This window comes from Streptomyces sp. NPDC058195, from assembly GCF_042883525.1.
GTDB lineage: Bacteria > Actinomycetota > Actinomycetes > Streptomycetales > Streptomycetaceae > Streptomyces.
Window position 1 is genome coordinate 1 of sequence record NZ_JBHVVM010000036.1, and the last position, 21,972, is coordinate 21,972.

Consider the following 21,972-nt stretch of genomic DNA (forward strand, 5'->3'; position numbering starts at 1 on the left):
GCGCTGGCACAGCGCCCCGCACCCGCCCTCCTCTCCTTCTGCCCGCTTCCCGTCCCCTCTCCCGTGCGTCTCCCCTCTTCTCCTTGCCCCGTTCCCGTCGGCGTGTGCCGTTGCCCGTTTCCGGTGGTGCGGCGGGGGAACACACGGGCTCCCGGCGGACCTCGGGATGAACCCGTGCCGGCCGGGAGCCTGTGGGGAGGAGCGAGGTCAGTCCTGGATGCCGAGGACGCACCACTCCAGGACCGCGGCGGCGGCGGTCATCTTGTGGTGGGCCTGCCGCCAGGCCCGGCTGGAAGGACCGTCGAGCACCTCGTCGGTGACCTCCTCGCCACGCACGGCGGGCAGGTCGTGGAGGAAGACGGTGCGCGGACCGGAGAAGCGGTCCATGAACAGACGGTTGATCTGGAAGCCCTCGAAGTCCTTCAGCCAGTCGGAGTTCGCCTTCTCCACCCCCATGGTCTGCCAGCGGCTGGTGTACACCGCGTCCACCGGCCCCTCGACCGCGTCGGCCGTCACGACCTGGCTCACCTGCGCCTTGCCGCCGCTGAGTTCGGCCGCCAGGGACAGGGTCTCCTCGGGCACCTCGTAACCGCGCGGGCAGAGCAGGGTGAGGCGCAGGCCGGGGGTGAGGGCGGCGGCGAGCGCGAGCGCCGCGCCGGAGCTGTTGCCCTCACCGACGACGAGCAGGTGCAGTCCGTCGAGCGAGCCGAACTCCTCGGCCAGGGTGGTGAGGTCGGCGATGGCCTGGGTCGGGTGCTCGTCCAGGGTCAGGGCGTTGACGACGGCCAGGTCCTCGCTGCTGCCGAGCCGGCGGATCTCCTCGATGTCCCCGTTGGTGCGGACCACGAGCGCGTCCAGGTACTGGCCCAGGACCCGGGCGGTGTCCTCGACGGTCTCACCGGTGGTGAGCTGGAGCTCGTTCGGGCCGAAGGTGATCACGTCGGCGCCCAGGCGGGTCGCCGCGGTCCAGAAAGACGTCCGGGTCCGGGTCGAGGACTTGTGGAAGTACGTTCCGACCTGCCGTCCGGCCAGGGGCTTCGGCACGATGCCGTCGCGGCCGAACGTGACGGCGCGCCGCACCAGGTGGTCCAGTTCGGCGGGCGTCAGGTCGGCGAGGGAGATCAGGTTGCGCATGGATGGGGTGCCTTTCGGGAGGGCGGGAGCGGGCGGCGGTACGGGAACGGGAGTCAGGGGCGTGTGACGCGTGACCGGCACGGGCGTCGGGCGGAGGAACTCAGTCGGCGAGTGCCCCGGCCAGTTCGGCGGGCCGGGTCGCGGGCTCCGCGTCGAGCGCGGCGCGCACCAGGTTGAGCACGGTGAAGCCGACCGGTTCGCCCGTGGTGGCGGGGAGCCGCCGGATCAGTCCGCGCACCAGCAGGCCGTGCACATCGCGGGCGGTCTGGGCCAGGGAGGTGCCGCAGGCCCGTGCCGCACCGTCCATCGTCCACGGGTCCTCCAGCTCCGCCAGGGTGCGCAGCAGCGCGGCGGCCTGCGGGTCGAGCCCGGTCACGGCCGCGGTGAGCCGCTCCCCCAGGGTCGGTCCGGAGCCGGGCGCGGCGGGAGTGACCCCGTCGAGCAGGACCAGCGGGGAGGTCCGGGCGATGTCCAGGAGCTGCTGCGGGGAGTAGAGCAGCAGCCACGAGGCGGCGGACTCCAGCGCCTGGGGCATGCCGTCCAGGGCGCGGCAGATGTGGGCCACGGTGGTGACGACGGAGTCGGTGGGCAGGAAGTCGGGCCGCATGTAGCTGACGTGGGAGAGCGTCAGCTCGACCGCGTGCCGGTCCGCGACGAGCGATCCGCCCAGGGGTTCGGCGGCGAGATCGGCGGCGGTCGGCACCGCGAGCGGGGCCAGCGGAAGCAGCCGCCCGCCAGGCAGTTGAACGGGCCGGTCGGTGGTGGTGAGTATTTTCAGGCGCTCGCAGACCCGCAGCAGACTCAGCAGCCGAGGGGTGACGGATGGTGACGCATCGTGACCGTCGAGTACGATCAGGGTGGTCTTCGACCCGATGAGCGCCGCCAGTTCCTCGAATTCCTCTCCGTCACGAACAAGTGCGCGAACCCATCCCGTCACGGTCGCCTGCGGATTGCCGGGAGTGGTGTCGACGGGGTCGGCGTCAGCCCCCAGATCGACCCAAAGGACCGGGACGCCGTACTGGGCGTGCATCACCCCGGCGGCTTCCTGGGCGAGCCGCGACTTTCCCACTCCCGGCAGACCGACCAGGGTGAGCAGCCGCTCATGGTCCGCGCGGAGCCGGACGGTCAGCGCGTCCAGTTCCGCGCGCCGCCCGATCAGCGGGCGCAGCGCGGGGGGCGGTGTGGCGAGGCCCGTACCGTAGATGTCCTGGAAGACGCGGCCTGCGGCCTTCGCGTCGACGGCGAGTTCGAGTTCGACGCGTCGTGCGTCACTGAGCCGCATGGCATTGGCGAGCAGTTTCAGTGTTTCCCTGCGCGGGTGATGGACCCGCCCGAGTTCCAGGTCCCGAATGGCACGCACGCTCACCGTGGAAAGCCCGGCGAGCTGTTCCTGGGTGAGTCCCGCCCGCTTGCGCGCATTCTGCAGCAGAACGTCGAGCCCGGGTGCGGGCTGGGAATTCATCATTATCTCCTCGGTCTCCACATGCTCAGAAAACGCAATGTCCGGGTACCTGACCGTCCAGGACTGTCCGGAACGCATGACCCTGAACGGGATCTTTCCGGTCCGCTCACGCTCCGTGCGCTCAGTACTCTCCGTGGCAGCGAAGGCCCGCCGTCGATGAACAGACTCCATCGAGCCATTCCCGAACTCTTCCCGGTGCGATACCGCCAGTTCCCTCAGCAGCGGATACGATCGCCTCGCGCTGGTGGAGCGCTGCGGCTGCACAAAACTGAGGGGGAGGAAGCGTGTCAACTGCAGAGGAGTTTCGGCTGCGCTTCAACATTCTTGGCCCGATTGAGGGTTGGTCCAACGGGGAGCGACTCCGACTGGGCGGAGTCATCCAGGAACGAGTTTTGGCCACTCTGCTACTGGAGCCGGGCAAGGTCCTCCCAGTTTCCCGTCTGGTAGAGGCGGCCTGGGACGAGGACCCCCCGAACACCGCCTCCCACCAAGTACGCAAGGCCGTCGCGGATCTCCGAAGACGGATACCCGGGGGCGCCGAAGTCCTGGTCACCGATGGTCCGGGATATCGCGTCGTCGAGGAGCAATGCGAAATCGACGTGGCCGAATTTGGTCTACTCATACGTAATGCCAAGCTCGCGGCGTCCGACGGCCGGACGGCCGAGGCCGCGGAAATACTGCGCAACGCCCTGGCCCTCTGGCGCGGACCAGTCCTCGCCGGAGGCGGCGGCCCGGTCATCGAGCGGGCCTCCACCTCCTTCGAGGAACGCTGGCTGACGGCCGCGGAACAGCGCTTCGACCTGCACCTCGCACTCGGTGACACCGCCGAGCTCGTCGTGGAGCTGCGCGAGCTGGTGGAGAAGCATCCGCTGCGCGAATCCCTGCGCGGCCAGTTGATGCTCGCCCTGTACCGCTCCGGCCGGCAGGCCGAGGCCCTGGACGAGTACGGGAAGGTCCGCGAGCTCCTCGCCGACGAACTCGGCATCGACCCCGGCACCCACCTCACCAAGCTGTACGAGGGAATCCTGCGGGAGAGCCCCGAACTGGCCGGTCCCGAACCCGCCACCACCGCCGCTCACGTCGTGGCGGTGGCCCTGCCCGCCGAGCCGCCCAGCACCCTGCCCTACGATCTCGCGGACTTCACCGGCCGCGACCAGGAACTGGCGGAGATCCTCGACGGTGCCAAGCGCGGCAGCGAGCAGGGCCCGCTGGTCGTGGCGATCGACGGCATGGGCGGCTGCGGCAAGACCTCACTCGCGGTGCGGGCCGCGCACCGGCTCGCCGAGGACTACCCGGACGGCCAGCTCCACCTCGATCTGCGCGGACACACCCCGGGCGACCAGCCGGTGAGCGCGGGCATCGCGCTCGACACCCTGCTCCGGGCGGTCGGCGTGCCGGGACAGCTCATCCCCGACGACGTTCCCGCCCGTACCGCGCTGTGGCGGTCCACCCTGCTCGGCAAGCGGCTGCTGATCCTCTTCGACAACGCGGCCGACGCCGCCGCCATCCGCCCGTTGCTGCCGCTGTCCCCCGGCTGCCTGGTCATGGTCACGAGCCGGGCCCGGCTGGTCGACCTGGACGGCGCGCAGTGGATCTCCATCGGAGAGATGTCGCCCGAGGACAGCGCGATGCTGGTGGCCGAGACGCTTGGCACCGAGCGTGTCGCCGCCGAGCCCGAGGCCGCCGCGGAACTGGCCCGGCTCTGCGGTCATCTCCCCCTCGCCCTGCGGATCGCCACCGCCCGGCTGCGCAACCGCCCGCGCTGGACCCTTCAGTACCTGGCGGAACGCCTGCGCGACGAGACCCGGCGGCTGGACGAGCTCAGCTCCGGCGCCCGCAGCGTCTCCGCCACCCTGCGCCTGTCCTACCAGGCCCTCGACGAGGAATGCCGCCACGCCTTCTCGACCCTGTCGCTGCACCCGGGCAACGAGATGGACGCGCACGCCGTCGGCGCGCTGCTCGGCTGTTCCGCCCGGGACGCGGAGGACCTGCTGGAGATGCTGCTCGACGTCCATCTCGTGCAGCAGCCGGAGATCGGTCTCTACACCTTTCACGACCTGGTCCGCAGCTTCGCGCAGAGCCTGTTCTCCGAGGCCCCCGAGGACTCCGGTGCGGTGGAGCGGCTGCTCCGCTACTACCTGACCGCCACCGAGGTGGCGTGCGACCTCCTGTACTCCGGGCGGCGTCGGCGCAGCACCGGGATCGAGCCCTCCACCTCGGAACTGCCCGCCCTGGACACCCCGCAGCGGGCGCGGGCGTGGTTCCGGCGCGAGCAGAGTTCGCTGCTCGCGGCCGTGACGCTCGCCGAGCGCAGGGGCCACGACCGCTATGTGGTGTGCCTGGCCCGCAACCTCGTCTTCCAGCTCAACGACCTCGGGCTGCTGGAGGAGTTCGGCGTCCTGAGCCGGGTCGCGGTCGCCGCCGCCGACCGGCTCCAGGACCTGGCGCTGCTCGGGGTGAGTCTGTCCAATCTGGGCGTCGCCTGCTGGAAACTGGGGAGGCTCGCCGAGGGTCTCGAAGCCGCCCGGAAGAGCCGGGACGTCGCGGTCGAGCTCGGTGATCTCCACACCCAGGCGCACAGCGAGAGCATCCTGGGCCAGTTCAGCAGCCTGCTCGGCGACTTCTCCGCGGCCCTGGAGCACATGGAGACGGCGATCACGCACGAGCGCGACCTGGACATGCCCCGCGCGGAGGCGGAGAGCCTGACCATCCTCAGCACGCTGTACGAACAGTGGGGCCGGTACGAGGAGGCCCGGGAGGCGGCCCAGCGCTCGGCCGATCTGAGCCGTCAGCTGGGCCAGCACGAAGGGCTCCCCGGGGCCGTCACCGACCTCGCCTTCGCCCATGTCGGACTGGGTTCCTACGAAGAGGCCGACCGCTGTCTGACGGAGGCGCGCGCCCTGTACGGCGACGCCGGGAACGAGGCGAACCGCGCCCTGACCCTGGCCCTGTCCGCCGATGTGGAACAGCGGCTGGGCAAGCCGGTCCGCGATCCGGACCAGGCGGAGCAGGCGCTCGACATGATGCGGACGAACTCCTCGCCGCTGCGCCGCGCCAAGGTGGAGAACGTGGTGGGCCGGCTGCGCCGCAGACAGGGCGACACGGCGGCGGCGCTCGGCCTGCACACGCACGCCTACCGGCTCGCCGCCTCCCTCGGCTACCGCATCGAGCAGGCCTACGCCCTCGCCGGGATGGCCGACGCCCTCGGGGACGACCCGGACGCGGCCGGGTACCGGGCGGAGGCCGAGCAGCTGTTCACCGAGCTGGGTGTCCCCGCGAACCGCCGCCGCAACTGACACCCAGGAACGCGTACCGAACGGAGAGCCCCGCACCGTCAACGGTGCGGGGCTCTCGCGCGGGGGGGAGGGGAGGGGAGGGGCGATCACATGACCGGGGAGGTCGGGCCCTTGTCGTCGTCGGTGCCCGTGGTCCCGATGACGGTCGGGCCCTTGTCGTCGTCCGTACCGGTGGTGCCGATGACGGTCGGGCCCTTGTCGTCGTCCGTACCGGTGGTGCCGAGGGTGCCGACGATCGTCGGGCCCTTGTCGTCGGCGAGCAGGTGGGTGGTGATGACGGTCGGGCCCTTGTCGTCGTCGGTGCCCGTGGTCCCGATGACGGTCGGGCCCTTGTCGTCGGCGACAACCTGCTGCGTGACCCCGGAACCGTACGAGTGACCCGACTCGGCGGCTGCGCCGATGCCGAAGGCCAGTGCCGCGGCGACGATTCCGAAGATCCCAGCAAGCTTGCGTCCCATTGTCCCGCCCCTAAGTGGTGTTTGTGAGGTTTGCGGTGTTCCGCTTCCTGACACCACAGATACTGCTGGCGGGCGTTCCCGGTCCGTTCCTGCCCCGATCCCGCCGCCGGGAACTGCCGCGGGAACGGACCGGAATCAGCAGGTCACCCCCTGCCGGGGGCCCTAGGGTCTTTCGTTTGGATCAGGCTGGATCAGGGAGCGGGGGCTGGTGCGTGCAGCTGCAAGGCGGAGGAAGGAGCCGACGCGGAGCGTCGGTGACTGACGACAACGCGGCAGATGTGCGTGCCGGCCCCCGCGAGCCCGGCATGATCCAAACGAGAGGCCCTAGTCGGTCTGCAACTGGCAGGAGGCGACCCGCGGTCCGAGCGGGGTGAGCACCACCCGGGTGCGCGCGGTCCCCGACTCATGACCGGCCAGATCGAGCAGCGATCTCACCAGGGACCGGAGCACCGCGCGCTGCGTCTCGTCCAGAACCGCCACCCCGGTGTCGGACCCGGGCGGCCACTCCACGATCCCGGCCACCATGTGCATGCCGTTCTCGGTCCTCGTCTCCACGCTCAGCTGAGGCCCCTCCCAGGGCTCCGCAGCGGTATACGGGTGGGACAGGGCGCCGCACGCCACGCGCTCGGCCCACCGTTCGACGGTGGACAGGTCCTGGAAGGCCTGGCGCAGCTCCGCCCCGTCGGGGGAACGATCCCTGGGGTCCTTCACGTGAGTACTCCTTCTGCAGACAACTACACGGAGGACTCTTGCCGTCCGGGCTCCCGGTTCCTTCCCGATCCGTTCCCGTTTCCTTCCCGTTCGCTCGTTCGCCAAGGGAACGCAGCGGTAATCGGTCACCGCATGATGAGCCCCGTTCGACTCGGACAGGGATCAGCGGAGATCCGTAACGGATACGACATCCTGGGGGATTGAGGCGTGGCAACCACACCGTTCGACGGCTCTGGCACGAAGTGCCGGGTGCCGGTGCGCAAGGGATTCGATTCCTGATGGGCGCCCGGATATCAAAGGATATTCCCGGTCGTTTCTCGGGAATGGGCCCCTTCCTGCTCGTCTGGTCCGGTCAGGCGGTGTCGCTGGCCGGGAGCGCCGCGGTCCGGTTCGCCTTCATCGTCGAGGTGTGGACCTCCGGCGGGAGCGCGACCGCCGTCACGGTGCTCTCGCTGTGCGCCATGCTGCCCCAGGCCGTGTGCAGTCCGTTCGCTGGTGCGATCGTCGACCGCATGACCAAGCGCGGCGCGCTCCAGATAGCCGACATCGGCGGACTGCTCGTCGTCGGCACACTGGCCGCGCTCCACTACCTCGGCGCGTTCCACGCCTGGCAGGTCTATCCGGCCACGGTACTGCTGGGTGTCTGCGCCGCCTTCCAGTTCCCGGCGCTGTCCTCCGCCGTCCCGCTCCTGGTCCGCAAGGACCAGCTGGACCGCACCAACGGGCTGCTGGCCGGTGCGAAGAGTGCCGCCGGGATCGGCGGTCCGGCGCTGGGCGGGCTGCTCGTCGCGCTCTTCGGGATCGGCCCCACGCTCCTGGTCGACGTGGCGAGCTACGCCTTCGCCCTCATCGGCATCAGGATCGTGCGGTTCAACGGCGACCGGGTGCCGGAGAAGGACGCCGCCGCGCCGCGCCGCCGGATCACCTCCGACGCGGTCGAGGGGCTGCGCTACCTGTTCCGGATACCCAGCCTGCGCGATCTGATCATCAACTTCTGCGTCGTCAACCTGGTCATGGTCTTCGGCTTCGCGATCATCTCGCCGATGGTGCTGCTCCGGGCCGGGAACGGCGCGCTGGCCGCGGTCAACACCTCGGTCGGTGTCGGCGGGGTGGCCGGTGCGCTGCTCATGGCGGCGTGGGGCGGCCCCGCGAACCGGGGCCGGGGCATGATGCTCGGCATCGTCGGCATGTGCCTGTCCGCGCTGCTGGTGATGAGCGTGGTGCGCGGCGTGCCCGGCTGGTGCGCGGCCATCCTGGTCGGCGCCCTGCTGATGACGGTGGTCAACGCCTCGATGCAGACCATCGTGCAGACCAAGGTCCCCCACGAGTGGCAGGGCCGGGTCTTCGGCGCGGTGATGTTCCTCTCGCAGATCTCCGTGCCGCTGGCCATGGCGGTCTCCGGGCCGCTCGCCGACCACGTCTTCGAACCGCTGGCCGCCCGGGACTCCGGGCTGTTCGCCCTGATCGGGCCGCTCGTCGGCCACGGCCGGGGCAGCGGTATGGCGGCCATGCTGCTGCTCGCCGGGATCGGCGGGACCGCGGTGGCCCTGTGGGGTCTCGCCAGCCGCTCGATCCGGGACATCGACACCCTGCTGCCCGACCTCGACGCTCCGCAGGAGCCGGCCGGGGACAACGAGAAACTGGGAGGTGAGCGGGATGAGGTGCGTGCATGAACGGTTCGAGGAGCAGGCGGCCCGGACGCCCGGTGCGACCGCGCTGATCCACGACGGCGAACGGATCGACTACGCCGGACTCGACGAGCGGGCGGCCCGGCTGGCGGGGCTGCTGGCCGAGCGGGGCGTCCGGCGCGGTGACACCGTCGGGGTCCACCTGGAACGCTCCGTCGCGCTCGTCGTGACGGTGCTCGGCATCCTCAAGGCCGGTGCCGGTTACGTGATGCTGGACCCCGGCTTCCCCGCCGCCCGGCTGGACGCGATGGCCGGGGACGCGGCGGCCACCGTGGTCGTGACGGCCCGCGCCGCCGCGTCCGGGGCGCCCGGCACGGACCAGGTGTACGTCGAGGACGCTGACGGGGCGCGGCCCCTGCCGCGCGGCGCCGTCACGGTCCGGCCCGACGACCTCGCCTGTGTGATGTTCACCTCCGGCTCGACCGGGCGGCCCAAGGGCATCGCCGCCCCGCACCAGGCGGTCACCGCCACCCTGACCGGGCAGACCTTCGCCTCCTTCGGCCCCGGCTCGGTCTGGCTCCAGTGCGCGCCCCTGTCGTGGGACGCCTTCGCGCTGGAGCTGTGGGGCCCGCTGATGAGCGGCGGGACCTGTGTCCTGCACCCCGGGGCGCGGCCCGACCCCTTCGTGATGGCACGGCTGGCCGCCGCGCACGGCATCACCTCGATGTACCTCTCCTCCTCCCTCTTCAACGTCGTCGTCGATGAGTACCCCCAGGTCCTGGACGGCTTGCGGGAGCTCGTGGTGGGCGGCGAAGCGCTGTCCGCGCCGCACGCGGCACGCGCCCTGGAGCGCGTGCCGCGGCTGCGGCTGAGCAACGGCTACGGGCCCGTCGAGTGCATGGTCTTCCTGACCGTCCACCCGGTCACCCGCGCGGAACTGGGCGCCGGCCCGGTGCCGATCGGCCGCCCGCTGGCCGGGAAGCGGGTGTACGTCCTCGACGAGGAACTGCGGCCGGTGCCCGACGGCCGCACCGGTGAGCTCTACGCCGCCGGGGCGGGCCTCGCCCACGCGTACCGGGGACGGGCCGTGCTCACCGCCGAGCGATTCGTCGCCGCCCCGTCGGGTGAGCGGCTCTACCGCACCGGCGACCTCGGGCGGCGCCGCGCCGACGGAGTCCTCGAATACCTGGGGCGGGCCGACGACCAGGTGAAGATCCGGGGCTTCCGGGTGGAGCCGGGCGAGGTCGAGAGCGTGCTGACCCAGCACCCCGACATCGACCGGGCGGCGGTCGTCGCCCACGAACACCCGGCGGGCGACCGCCAGTTGACCGCGTACGTGGTACTGCGCGACGGCCTCCGGAAGGACTTCCGGGAGGACGGGCTGCGCGCCCACGCCCGCGAGGTGCTGGCCGACTACCTGGTCCCGGCCGCCTTCGTACCGCTGGACGCGCTGCCGCTGACCCCGAGCGGCAAGCTGGACCGGGCCTTCCTGCCGGAGCCCTGGTCCCGGGCGGCCGCGGGTCCGGCCGGGGCGGCTCCCGAGGGCACCGCGGCCGTGCTGTGCGGGCTCTTCTGCGAGGTGCTGCGCGCCGGAGCGGTCGGCCCGGACGACGACTTCTTCGCGCTCGGCGGCCACTCGCTGCTGGCCGCCCGGCTGCTGGGCCGGGTCCGCGCCGCGCTTGGCGTGGAGATCGACATCCGTACGCTCTTCGAGGCACCCACCCCGGCGCTGCTGGCCCCGCTCGTCGACACCGCTCCCCCGGCGCCGCCCGCTCCCCCCGCCCGGTCCGGCGCCGGGTCCGGGGTGCTGCCGGTGTCGCCCGCGCAGCACCGGCTCTGGTTCCTGGACCGGACCGGGGCGGGCGCGGCGTACAACCTGCCGATGCTGGTGGAGCTGCGAGGCGCGGTCGACGCGGACGCGCTGGCCCGCGCGCTGGCCGATGTCGCCGACCGTCACGAGGTCCTGCGCACCCTCTTCGAGGAGCGTGACGGCTCCCCCGTACGACGGGTGCTGAGCGGGGACGCCGCCCGGCCCCCGCTGCGGCGGCTGCGTGTCCGCGAGGAGTCGGCGGACCGGGAGATCGAGCGGGAGTCCCGCCGCTGCTTCGACCTGCGGGCCGAACTCCCGGTGCGGGCGACCCTGTTCACACGCGCCGAGCGGCCCGACGAGCACGCGCTGCTGGTGCTGGTCCACCACATCGCCGGGGACGGCTGGTCGCTGCGGCCGCTGTTCCGCGACCTGTCCCGCGCCTACCGGGCACGGTCCCGGGGCGAGGGAGCGGCCGGACTCGAACCGCTCGCCGTGCCGTACGCGGAACACGCCCGTCGTCAGCGGGAGCTGCTCGGTTCGGCGTCCGACCCGCACGCCCTCGCCGCCCGCCAGCTCACGTACTGGCGCAAGGAGCTGGACGGACTGGCGGCCAGCGGGCCGCTGCTGCCCCGCCGCACCGGGCGCCCCGCCGTACCCGGCCCGCAGGCACGGACCGAGGTGCGCCGTCTCGACGCGGCGGCGCACTCCCGGGCGGTGGAGTCGGCACGTGCCCGGGGGGCCACGCTCTTCATGGCACTGCACGCCGCGCTGGCCACGGTGCTGCTGCGGGCGGGGGCGGACGAGGACCTGGCGATCGGCGCCCCGGTGGCCGGGCGCGCCGGGGACGGCAGCGTCGAGGACGCGGTCGGGTTCTTCGTCAACATGCTGGTGCTGCGCACCGACCTGTCCGGCGACCCCACCCCCGCCGAGGTGCTCGCCCGGGTGCGGGAGACGGACCTCGCCGCGTTCAGCCACCAGGACGTACCGTTCGAGGACGTGGTCGGGGAGCTCAACCCGCCGCGCCCGCCGGGCCGCCAGCCGTTCACCGATGTGGTGCTGGCGCTCCAGAACAACGCGCGGGCCGAGGTCTCGCTGCCCGGCGCCGAGCACGGTGTGGAGATCGTGCGCACCGGTGCCGCCCGGTTCGAACTCCTCGTGGACGTCACGGACTCCACCTCGGCGAGCGGCGAACCCGACGGGCTGACGCTGACGTTCGAGTACCGCGGCCAGGCGCTGGAGGCGGTGTTCGTCCAGTGGCTCGCGCGGGCCCTTCCCGAGGCCCTGGAGGCCCTGACGGCCTCCCCCGACACCCCGTTGTCCCGGCTGGGCCTCACCGATCCGCCCCGGCGGGCCGGCGAGGAGGACCGGATCGCGCTTCCGGCCCGGCGTCGCGCCCCCGCCTCCCCGCAGCGCCCGATGACCGCGCTGGAGCAGGAGACCGCCGCCGTCTGGTGCGAGGTCCTCGGTGTGCCGAGCGCCGGACTGGACGACGACTTCTTCGCCCTCGGCGGCAACTCCCTGCGCGCGGTGCGGGCCGTGGCCCGGCTGAACGCCGGACGGGCGGTGACCGTGGCCCAGCTGTTCGCCGCGCCGACGGTCGCCGCCTTCGCCGCCGAACTCGAACGGTCCACCGTCCGTCCCGGCTCCGCCGCCGCGTCCCCCATCCCGCGCCGCCCCCGGGTGCCGCGCCGCGCACCGGCCCAGACCCAGACCAGCAAGAAGCAGCAGGAGGAGTGGCAGTGGACCTCAGCGTGATGTTCTTCGGTGCCGACAGCACCACCACCGGCGAGGCCCGGCACACCGAGACGTACGAGGACATCCTCGCCGTGGCCAGGACCGCCGACCGGCTCGGGTTCCACTCGCTGTGGACCCCCGAGCGCCACTTCCAGCAGGTGGGGCAGGTCTTCCCCAGTCCGCCGGTGCTCAGCGCGGCGCTCGCCGTCGCCACCGAACGGATCGGCATCCGCGCCGGGAGCGTCGTCCTGCCGCTCCACCACCCGCTGCGGGTGGCGGAGGACTGGGCCGTCGTGGACAACCTGTCGCACGGGCGGGTGGGGCTCTCCGTCGCCACCGGCTGGCACTCCAAGGACTTCGCGATCGCCCCGGAGCGGTACGCGGACCGCCGCCGCACCGCCCTGGAGACGATCCCCCTGCTGCGCGCGCTGTGGGCGGGTGAGCCCGCCGAGTACTCCGACGGCACGGGCACCCCGGTCTCCCTCACGCCCCAGCCCCGCCCCGTCCAGAACACCCTGCCGCTCTGGCTCACCACATCCGGCAGCCCGGAGACCTGGGAGGCGGCCGGACGGCTGCGCACCGGGGTCCTGGGCGCGACCGTCGGGCAGAGCCGCGACGAACTGGCCGAGCGGATCGCCCTGTACCGCGCCGCCTGCGCCGCCGCCCCCGACCAGCGGGGCACCGACGCGCACGGCCGGGTCACCCTGATGGTCCACACCTACGTCGGCGCGGACGACGCGGAGGTCCGCCGGATGGCGGGCGCCCCGCTGAAGAGCTACCTCGCCTCGTACGTCCGCCAGACCGCCGCGAACAAGGCGGACCGCACCACCGCGAAGCTGAGCGACGCGCAGACCGCGATGCTCACCGACTTCGCCTTCGAACGCTATCTGAACTGGGGAAGCCTCCTCGGCTCCCCGGGGCACTGCGCCAAGATGCTCGCCGATCTGGCCGAGCTGGGCGTCGACGAGGTCGCCTGCTTCATCGACTTCGGGATCGGACGTGACGACGTACTGGCCGGACTGCACCGGTTGGCCGAGCTGAAAGAGAACCTGTGATGAGCGCCCCCACCGTTTCGCGCACCGTCCCGGGTGCGACGCCCCCGTCCATGGCCGAGCGGTTCACCGCGCTCGGCAGGGAACAGCGGGTCCGCCTGATGCGCCGCATGCTGGAGGCCGGCCGGTCCCGTGAGATCCCGTCCGTCATACCGCCGCGCGACCCGGCGCGCCGGGTGCCGCTCAGCCCCGCCCAGCACGACCTGTGGGTGTACGACTCGCTGTATCCCGGCACCCCCGCGCTCAACCTGTGCGCCGCCTACCACTTCGACCAGCCCGTCGACCCGGCGCATCTGACGGCGGCGCTGACGCTGCTCCAGAGCCACCACGACATCCTGCGGACCCGGATCGTGACGGACCCGGCGGGCGAACTGCACGTCGAGTTCCACGACGACGCGGCCTTCGACCTGGAGCGGGAGGATCTGCGGGGCACCGCGCGGACCATCGACGAGGCCTTCGAGACCTTCCGCAGCCGCCCCTTCGACCTGGGCCGGGACAAGCTGGTGCGGGCCCGGTTCGTCCGGGTCGACGAGCGGCGCTCCACCCTGATGCTCAGCCTGCACCACACCATCAGCGACTGGTGGTCCTTCGACGTGCTGCAGAACGAGTTCGCGCTGGCGTACGGCGCGCTGCGCGACGGCCTGGAGCCGCCGCTCAGCCGGCCCTCCGTCCAGTACGCCGACTTCTCGTCCTGGCAGAGCGAGCTGGCGGAGTCCGGGGTGTTCGCGAGCCGCCTCGACTTCTGGCGGCGCTACCTGACCGACCCGCCCGGTCCGCTCACCGTGCCCGGCGGCAGCGCCTCCGTCTCCGAGGGTGACGGCATCGCGCAGATCCCCTTCCGTATCGACGCGCCGACCACCGCGGCGGTGCGGGCGCTGGCCCGGGAGCGCGGCGCCTCCGTCTACGTGGTGCTGATGGCCGCCTTCGCGGTGCTGGCGCACCGGGTGAGCGGCGCCGACGACCTGGTGATCGGCACCCCCATCGCCAACCGGTCCGCCAAGGGCCTGGACCGGGTCATCGGGTACGTCATGAACGCGGTGCCGACCCGCTGGAAGGTGACCGCGGACCGGTCCTTCGCCGACCTGCTCGCCGGGTTCGCCGTCGACTTCCCGGATCTGATGGCCAACGCGGATGTCCCGGTGGGCCGGATCGTGTCGGCCGCCGCGCCCGAGCGCAGCGCGGGCCGGGCCCCGCTGTACCAGTGGGTGTTCATGCACCTGACGCAGCAGCCGAGCGTCTCGGTGATGAAGGAGTTCGCGGAGCCCGAGCGCATCCACACCGGCGGCGAGCACGACCTGGTCGGGGTGGTGAAGGACAGCGGAGACGGGATGGAGGGCAGCTTCGGGCTGCGTACCGACGTCTTCGCCCCGGAGACGGTGGCCCGCTGGACGGAGTGCTACGTCGAGCTGCTGCGGCGGATCACCGCCGAACCGGACGCGCTGGTCGGGGACATCGACCTGGTGCCCCGGGTGATGCGCGAGCGGCTGCTCGCCGATTCCGCCGGGCCCGCCGCCCCCGCCCCGCTCCCGCTGCCCGCGATGGTGGCCCGGCAGGCGGCCCTCACCCCGGACGCCCCGGCCGTGGAGGGGCCGGGCCGCTCCCTGACCTACGCGGAACTCGACGACCGGGTGGCCCGGCTGGCGGGCCGTCTGGCGGACCTCGGGGCGGGTCCGGGGCGGACCGTGGCCCTGGCCCTGCCCCGGGGCAGCGACTGGCCGGTCGCGGCGCTGGCGGTGCAGCGCGCCGGGGCCGCGTATCTGCCCGTCGACCCCGCCCACCCGGCCGAGCGGATCCGCCGGGTGCTGGCCGGGGCCGCGCCGGTGCTGCTCGTCACCGAACCGGGCGCCCCGCCCTCCGGGAGCGGACTTCCGGTCCTGGTCCTCGACGCGGACGCCTGGTCCGGCGCGCCACTGCCGCTCATCGGCCCGGCCCCGCACGACGTCGCGCATGTGATCCACACCTCGGGCTCCACCGGCGCCCCGAAGGGCGTGCTCGTCACGCACGCCGGGGTGGCCGCGCTCACCCGGAGCCTGGTGGACGGGACCGGGCTGGGCCCGGACAGCCGGGTGCTCCAGCTCGGGCCGCCGTCCTTCGACATCTCCGTCGGCGAGATGTGCCTGGCCTTCGGCTCGGGCGGAACCCTGGTGCTGCCGGGGCCGGGTCCGCTGGTCGGCGAGGAGCTCGGCGCGGTCCTGACGGAGCGGCGGGTCTCCTGCGCGTTCGTCCCCCCGTCGGTGCTGGCGACCGTACCGGCCGGGCCGTACCCGGATCTGCGCGCGGTCCTGGTCGGCGCCGAGGCCTGCCCGCCGGAGCTGGTGGCCCGCTGGGCGTCGGACAGCCGGCGGTTCCTCAACGGGTACGGGCCGACCGAGGCGACCGTCATCTCCACCGTGTCCGGGCCGCTGGCCGCCGACGGCGCGGTGCCGCCCATCGGCACCCCGGTGGCGGGGACCACCGCCTACGTCCTGGACGAGCGGCTCCGGCCGGTCCCGGCCGGGGCGGGCGGCGAACTGTACCTGGCGGGGCCCGCGCTGGCCCGGGGCTACCTGGGGCGCTCGGCGCTCACCGCCGAACGGTTCGTCGCCGACCCCTACGGTCCGCCCGGCAGCCGCATGTACCGCACCGGTGACCTCGTCCACCGCGACGACGGCGCAACGACGTACTACCTGGGGCGCGACGACGAGCAGGTGAAGCTGCGCGGTCTGCGGATCGAGCCGGGCGAGATAGCCGCCGCGCTCACGGAACACCCCGCTGTGGAGCGGGCGGTGGCCCTCGTCCGCGACGACCGGGGCAGCGCGCAGCTCGTCGCGTACGCGGTGCCCGCGCGGGGGGCCCGCATCGACGAGGACGCGCTGCTGCTGCACGCCTCGGAGCGGCTGCCCGCGGCGATGGTTCCGGCCGCCGTGGTGGTGCTGGACGCGCTGCCGCTGTCGTCGCACGGCAAGCTCGACCGGGCGGCCCTGCCCGCGCCCCCCGTACGGGCCGACGGCGCCGTCCGGCTGCCCGGATCGGCACGCGAGGAGGTCCTCTGCGGTCTCTTCGCGGAGCTCCTGGGTCTCGAACAGGCCGGTACGGACGACGACTTCTTCCGGTTCGGCGGGGACAGCATCATGGCGATCCAGCTCGCCGCGCGGGCCCGGTCCGCGGGTCTGGTGATCTCCCCGCACGACGTGTTCACCGTCCGCACCCCGGCCCGGCTGGCCGTGCTGGCCCGTACTCCCGAGGACGGCGGCGCGGAGGCGGCGGCCGACACCGGGACCGGGCGGCTCCCGCTGACGCCGATGATGCACTGGTGGCGCGAACGGGTGCGGGACACCGCGGCGTTCACCCAGTCCATGCTCTTCCCGCTGCCGCCCGGCACCGGCCTCGCGGCGATCCGGGAGGCGCTCGCCGCGCTGACCGGGCGGCACGCCGCGCTGCGGATGCGCCTGGTGCGCGGCGAGGACACCGGCTGGGAGCTGGAGGTGCCCGAGGAGGGCGCGCCCGGCGAGCCCGCGGCGGTCCGGCTGGCCGTGGACGCGGACGCCGATCTCCACGTCCGGGCCACGGAGCTGGCCCGCACGGTGTCCCTGCGGCCCGAGCACGGGGAGATGGTGCGGGCGGTGTGGCTCGATCCCGGCTCCGCCCGGCCCGGCGCCCTGCTGCTGGTCGTGCACCACCTGGCCGTGGACGGATTCTCCTGGCGGGTGATCGGTGAGGAGCTGTCCGCCGCGCTGGCGGGCCGCGGCGAGGACGGCCCCGTCACGGCGAGGAGTGCCTCGTTCGCCCGGTGGGCCCGGCTCCTCTCCCGTGAGGCACGGCTGCGCCACAATGAACTCCCCTGGTGGAAACGGCAGTTGACGGAACCAGCGGCCCGGCTGACCGACGGCGGGGAAGCGGGTGGCGAGGATGACGGCGGACGGCGGCGAACCCTCACCTTCACCCTCGGTCCGGCCCTCAGCCGCACCGTGCTCTCCACCCTTCCGGCCGCCTTCAACTGCCGCCCCGACGCCGTGATGCTGGCCGCGCTGACCTCGGCGGCGGTCCAGCGGCGGGGCACCGGTTCGGCGCTCCTGGTCCACCTGGAGGGCCACGGCCGGGAGACCGTCTCCGCCCAGGCCGACGTCTCCGGCACCATCGGCTGGTTCACCACCCAGTACCCCGTACGGCTGGACCTCGGCGCCGCGTCGGTGACCCCCGGCGGGCAGCCCGGCGAGGCCCTGAAGAACGTCAAGGAGCAGCTGCGGGCGGTGCCCGGCGGCGGGCTCGGCTGGGGTCTGCTGCGCTACCTCGACCCGGAGCACGGCCCGGCGCTCGCCGCCCTCCCGGCGCCCGATGTCCGCTTCAACTATCTGGGACGGTTCGCCGGTGGCGACGCCTCCGGCGGGCGGCTGCTCGAACCCGGCCCGGACGCCGTGCCGCTGGCGCACACCCTGGAGGTGGACGTGCTGGCCCGCGAGGAGAACGGGGAGCCGGTCGTGGAGGCGAGCTTCTCGTACCCGGCGGGGGCGTTCACCGAGGACGGGATGCGGGCGCTGGCCGGGGCGTGGACCGAGGCGCTCGGCGTGCTCGCCGACCACTGCGGGCCGGACGGCGGGGCCGCGCAGAGCCCGTCGGACTTCCCGCTCGTCGACCTGACCGGCGACCAGCTGGAACTGCTCGGCCAGGACATGGACTTCGGCGATCCCGACGACGCGGGCCTCGGCGGCGCCGGGTTCGGTGCCGACGGCTCCACCGGTGACGAGGAGGGGCGGCGATGAACGCGCGCATCGCGGACGTGCTGCCGCTCTCCCCGCTCCAGGAGGGGCTGCTCTTCCAGGCGGCCCGGCAGACCGGGGGCCCCGACCCCTATCTGGTCCAGGCCCGCTTCGTGACCGGCCCCGCGGTCACCCCGGCGGCGGCCCGGAAGGCGGTCGGCGCGCTCCTGGACCGGCACCCCAATCTGCGGGCCTGCTTCCGCTACGAGCGCCTGGACCGGCCGGTCCAGGTCGTGCCGGAGGCGGTCCGGGTGCCGTGGACCGAGGTGGACCTGGCGGACCTGTCCCCGGACGCGGCGCGGGACCGTACCGAGGAGGTGCTGCGCGAGGACGCGGCGCTCCGCTTCGACCTGGCCCGCCCCCCGCTGGTGCGGGCCACGTTCCTCCGGCACGCGGACGGCGCCGAACTGGTCGTGTCCTTCCACCACATCCTGCTGGACGGCTGGTCGATGGCGGTCGTCGAGCACGATCTGGCCGCGCTCGTGGCGGGCGAGCCGCTGCCCCCGGCCGCGCCCTACCGGGACTACCTGGTGTGGCTGGGCGGTCAGGACCGGCACAAGGCCGAGGCCGCGTGGACCGAGTCCCTGGAGGGCCTGGAGCACCCCGCGCTGCTGGCCCCGTCCGGACCGGACACGGCGTCCGACCGGGCCCGGGTGTGGCTCCCCGCCGAGCTCACCGCGACGCTGGTGCGGCGGGCCGCCGACACGGGCGTCACCCTCAACACCCTGGTCCAGGTCTCCTGGGCGCTGGTGCTGGCCCGGCTGACCGGCTCACGCGACCTGGTCTTCGGCGCGGTCGTCTCCGGGCGCCCCCACGATCTGCCCGGTGTCGAGTCCATGGTGGGCCTGTTCATCAACACCCTGCCGGTACGGGTCCGGCTGCGGGAGGGCGAACGGGTGGAGGAACTGCTGCGCCGTGTCCAGGCCGAACAGTCCCGGCTGCTGGAGCACCAGCACGCGCGCACCGCCGAGGTGCAGCGCGCCGTGGGCGCCGGTGAACTCTTCGACTCGGTCGTCGCCTTCGAGAACTTCCCCCGCAACGACCGGTCCGACGGCCAGGGCCCCGGTGCCGTCCGTCTGGCGAAGGTGGCCGACGCGACGCACTACCCGGTCACGATCGCGGCGGTCGTCGAGGAGGAGCTGCTGCTGTCGGTGAGCTGCCGACGGGGGCTCTCCGCCTCGGGCATCGGCGCGCGCCTGGCGCACGTGCTGGAGCGGCTGGCCGGTCAGCCGCGGGCGGCGGTCGACGACATCGACGCGCTGCCCCCGGCGGAGCTGGACCGGCTGCTGGCGCTGGCCGACGGCCCGGTCCGCGCGCCCGCCGCACCGGCCTCCCTCGCCGAGGGCTTCGCCGCCCAGGCGGCCCGTACCCCCGGCGCCCCGGCCGTGGACGTGGACGGCGAGGTGCTGAGTTACGCCGAACTCGACGCGGCCTCGGACCGGCTGGCCTCCCGGCTCGCGGGGACGGGCGTCGCGCCGGGGCACACCGTGGCCCTGCTGCTGCCCCGTTCCGCCTCACTGGTCGTGGCGCAGCTCGCGGTCCTCAAGGCGGGCGCCTGCTGGCTCCCCCTCGACCCGGCGCACCCGGCGCCGCGGCTGGCCCGGCTGATGTCCGCGGCCAGGCCCGCCCTGGTCCTCGTCGCGGGAGCGGACCCGGCCGCCGGGCGGCTGCCCGCCGGTACCCCGCTGCTGGACGTCACCGAGGGGTCGGGGACCGCGCCCTTCCCCGCCGTCCCCGTCCCCGCCAGCTGCCCGGCCTGCGTGCTGTACACCTCGGGTTCCACCGGGGAGCCCAAGGGTGTGGTGGTACCGCAGCGGGCGATCGCCGAACTGGCCGCCGACAGCCGCTTCGCGGGCGGTTCGCACGCGGGGGGGGTTCTCCACACCCCCCACACCTCCCCCGCCTCCCCTATCGTGGGGGGGGGCCCCCCCCCGCCGGGGGGGCGGGGGGTGGCCGCCCGGGCGGGGCCCCCGACCCCGGAGCTGCTGGAGCGGGTGGTCCGGGAACGGGGTGTCACCGCGCTGATGCTCACCCCCGAACTGCTGCGCACCGTCGCGGAGATCGCGCCCGACGTGCTGTCCGGGCTGCGCGAGGTGTGGTCCGGCGGCGATGTCCTCGCCCCGGACACGGTGCGCCGGATCCGGGAGCACTGCCCGGACACGGTGGTCGTCAACGGGTACGGCCCCACCGAGACGACCGTGTTCGCCACCGCGTACACGGCCGCCGGGCACCTGACGGACCAGCCGGGCGTTGTCCCCGTCGGGCGGCCCCTGGACAACACCCGGGCCCGGGTGCTCGACGGGCGGCTGCGCCCCGTCCCGGCGGGCGCCACCGGTGAGCTGTACCTCGGCGGCACCGGCCTGGCCCTGGGCTATCTGGGGCGGCCGGCCGCCACCGCGGAGCGGTTCGTCGCCGATCCGTACGGGCCCCCGGGCTGCCGGATGTACCGCACGGGCGACCTGGCGCGCTGGACGCCGGACGGGCTCCTGGAGTTCGCGGGCCGGGCCGACGACCAGGTGAAGGTGCGGGGCTTCCGGGTGGAACCCGCCGAGGTCGAGGCCGTACTGGCCGACTGCCCCGGGGTGGCGCGGGCCGTGGTCGGCGCCCGGCGGGACGCGGCGGGCGGCAAGCTGCTGGCGGCCTGGCTGGTCACGGACGGGCCCGCGGACCGGGCGGAACCCTGGGAGCGGACGCTGGAGCGGGTGCGGGCGCACGCGGCGGGGCGGCTGCCCGCGCATCTGGTGCCCTCGCTGTGGAAGCGGATCGACGAGGTCCCGCTCACGCGGCACGGCAAGGCCGACCGGGCCGCGCTCCCCGACCCCGCACCGCGCGAGGAGCCGGTGGCCCGGCGGGAGGCGGGCACGGCGCGGGAGCGGGAGCTGTGCGCGGTGTTCGGCACCGTGCTCGGCGTCGCCTCGGTCGGTCCGGACACCGACTTCTTCCAGGCGGGCGGCCATTCGCTGACCGCGCTGCGGCTGAAGTCGAAGATCGAGACGGTGCTGGGCGTCCGGCTGCCGGTCTCCGCCCTGTTCGACGCGCCGACCCCGGCCGCCCTCGCCGCGCTGCTCGACGCGGCGCCCGCCGCGGTCGCACCCCGCGCACCGCTGCGGGCCGCGGCCGGCCGCGCCGCGCGGCCGGCGCCGACGCAGCCGCACCACAACAGTCTGGAGCCGGTGCTCACCCTGCGGACCGGCGGCCGTCGCACCCCGCTGATCTGCGTGCACCCGGGCCTCGGCCTCAGCTGGTCGTACGTGAACCTGCTGCCGCACCTGGACCCGGAGCGTCCGGTGCACGCGCTGCAGAGCCCGGCCCTGCTCGCGGGCGTGGACCGGCTCCCGGACACGCTGCACGCCTTGGCCGACCAGTATCTGCTCAGCGTGCGCGCGCTCCAGCCGAGGGGACCGTATCTGCTGGTCGGCCGGTCCTTCGGCGGTCCGCTCGCCTACGAGCTGGCGGTGCGACTGCGCCGGGCGGGCGAGGAGGTGCGGCTGCTCGCCGTGGTGGACGCCATGCCGATGCCGCGGGAGAACCGGGGCACCGCGCCGGACCCCGCCGCCGTCGAGGACGAGATGCTGCGCATCCTGTACCACTCGCACGCACCCGGAGTGCCGCTGCCGGACGGCCCGCTGACCCGGGACGTCCTGTCCGCCGCCGGTCCGGGTGCCTTCGAGGGACTGACCACCGGGCAGCTGCACACCCTCGTCGACACGGGGGCGCACCACACCCGGCTGGTCCGCGCGTGGCACCCGTCCGGCTACGACGGCGCGCTGACGCTCTTCTCCGCGACCCACGACGCCTGGCCGACCACGGCCGAGAAGACCGAGGCATGGCAGCGCGTGACCGCCGCGCTCGACGTGCGTGAACTGGACTGCGGTCACAGCGACGTACTCGCTCCGGGCCCGGCGGCCGTGGTCGCCGCGGCCCTCGAATCCGCCCTCCGAGGGGACTGAA

10 protein-coding genes are annotated in these 21,972 nt (G+C 73.8%); 6 read left to right on the forward strand and 4 right to left on the reverse strand.

Translation table 11 applies throughout. The features are described 5' to 3' along the window. Positions 1 to 207 precede the first annotated feature (207 nt). Positions 208 to 1,134: an ornithine carbamoyltransferase gene (locus tag ACFVWY_RS31440; protein ID WP_389878303.1), complete on the reverse strand. Its 927-nt coding sequence runs from the start codon at positions 1,132 to 1,134 to the stop codon at positions 208 to 210. A gap of 100 nt (positions 1,135 to 1,234) precedes the next feature. After that, on the reverse strand, positions 1,235 to 2,596 hold the full coding sequence (locus ACFVWY_RS31445) for a helix-turn-helix domain-containing protein (protein WP_389878304.1): 1,362 nt from the start codon (positions 2,594 to 2,596) through the stop codon (positions 1,235 to 1,237). Between the two features lie 392 nt (positions 2,597 to 2,988). Between ACFVWY_RS31445 and ACFVWY_RS31450 the strand changes: the two genes are divergently transcribed. Then, positions 2,989 to 5,892, forward strand: coding sequence for a BTAD domain-containing putative transcriptional regulator (locus tag ACFVWY_RS31450; protein WP_389878305.1), 2,904 nt, complete (start codon positions 2,989 to 2,991; stop codon positions 5,890 to 5,892). 86 nt (positions 5,893 to 5,978) lie between these two features. On the opposite strand, the gene ACFVWY_RS31455 is transcribed toward ACFVWY_RS31450, so the two are convergent. Together ACFVWY_RS31455 and ACFVWY_RS31460 are read right to left on the reverse strand one after the other, a co-directional pair. Continuing rightward, positions 5,979 to 6,350 carry a hypothetical protein gene (locus ACFVWY_RS31455; RefSeq protein WP_389878306.1) on the reverse strand — a complete coding sequence of 124 codons (372 nt, stop codon included), beginning with the start codon at positions 6,348 to 6,350 and terminating at the stop codon, positions 5,979 to 5,981. Between the two features lie 324 nt (positions 6,351 to 6,674). Continuing rightward, a complete protein-coding gene (locus tag ACFVWY_RS31460) occupies positions 6,675 to 7,061 on the reverse strand; it encodes a hypothetical protein (RefSeq protein ID WP_389878307.1) in 387 nt (128 codons plus the stop codon). A gap of 323 nt (positions 7,062 to 7,384) precedes the next feature. On the opposite strand from ACFVWY_RS31460, the gene ACFVWY_RS31465 reads away from it, so the two are divergent. From ACFVWY_RS31465 to ACFVWY_RS31485, 5 genes are read left to right on the forward strand one after another with little or no spacing between them, the layout of a single operon-like run. Further along, the gene (locus tag ACFVWY_RS31465; RefSeq protein ID WP_389878308.1) at positions 7,385 to 8,734 is read left to right on the forward strand and encodes an MFS transporter; all 1,350 of its coding nucleotides are present in this window, start codon (positions 7,385 to 7,387) and stop codon (positions 8,732 to 8,734) included. Then, positions 8,718 to 12,254 (forward strand): amino acid adenylation domain-containing protein, encoded by a 3,537-nt coding sequence (locus tag ACFVWY_RS31470; RefSeq protein WP_389878309.1) that lies wholly within the window; start codon positions 8,718 to 8,720, stop codon positions 12,252 to 12,254. The genes ACFVWY_RS31465 and ACFVWY_RS31470 overlap by 17 nt, the downstream gene beginning before the upstream one ends. Then, on the forward strand, positions 12,239 to 13,288 hold the full coding sequence (locus tag ACFVWY_RS31475; RefSeq protein WP_389878310.1) for a MupA/Atu3671 family FMN-dependent luciferase-like monooxygenase: 1,050 nt from the start codon (positions 12,239 to 12,241) through the stop codon (positions 13,286 to 13,288). Before ACFVWY_RS31470 ends, ACFVWY_RS31475 begins: the two co-directional genes overlap by 16 nt. Further along, positions 13,288 to 18,024 carry an amino acid adenylation domain-containing protein gene (locus ACFVWY_RS31480; RefSeq protein WP_389878311.1) on the forward strand — a complete coding sequence of 1,579 codons (4,737 nt, stop codon included), beginning with the start codon at positions 13,288 to 13,290 and terminating at the stop codon, positions 18,022 to 18,024. Before ACFVWY_RS31475 ends, ACFVWY_RS31480 begins: the two co-directional genes overlap by 1 nt. Then, the gene (locus ACFVWY_RS31485) at positions 18,021 to 21,971 is read left to right on the forward strand and encodes an amino acid adenylation domain-containing protein (RefSeq protein WP_389878312.1); all 3,951 of its coding nucleotides are present in this window, start codon (positions 18,021 to 18,023) and stop codon (positions 21,969 to 21,971) included. The genes ACFVWY_RS31480 and ACFVWY_RS31485 overlap by 4 nt, the downstream gene beginning before the upstream one ends. The last annotated feature ends 1 nt before the right edge of the window (position 21,972 follow it).

Coding starts and splice junctions, on each gene's coding strand:
- ACFVWY_RS31440 (WP_389878303.1), bottom strand. CDS start 1,134: ATGCGCAACCTGATCTCCCTCGCCGACCTGACGCCCGCCGAACTGGAC.
- ACFVWY_RS31445 (WP_389878304.1), bottom strand. CDS start 2,596: ATGAATTCCCAGCCCGCACCCGGGCTCGACGTTCTGCTGCAGAATGCG.
- ACFVWY_RS31455 (WP_389878306.1), bottom strand. CDS start 6,350: ATGGGACGCAAGCTTGCTGGGATCTTCGGAATCGTCGCCGCGGCACTG.
- ACFVWY_RS31465 (WP_389878308.1), top strand. CDS start 7,385: ATGGGCCCCTTCCTGCTCGTCTGGTCCGGTCAGGCGGTGTCGCTGGCC.
- ACFVWY_RS31470 (WP_389878309.1), top strand. CDS start 8,718: ATGAGGTGCGTGCATGAACGGTTCGAGGAGCAGGCGGCCCGGACGCCC.
- ACFVWY_RS31480 (WP_389878311.1), top strand. CDS start 13,288: ATGAGCGCCCCCACCGTTTCGCGCACCGTCCCGGGTGCGACGCCCCCG.
- ACFVWY_RS31485 (WP_389878312.1), top strand. CDS start 18,021: ATGAACGCGCGCATCGCGGACGTGCTGCCGCTCTCCCCGCTCCAGGAG.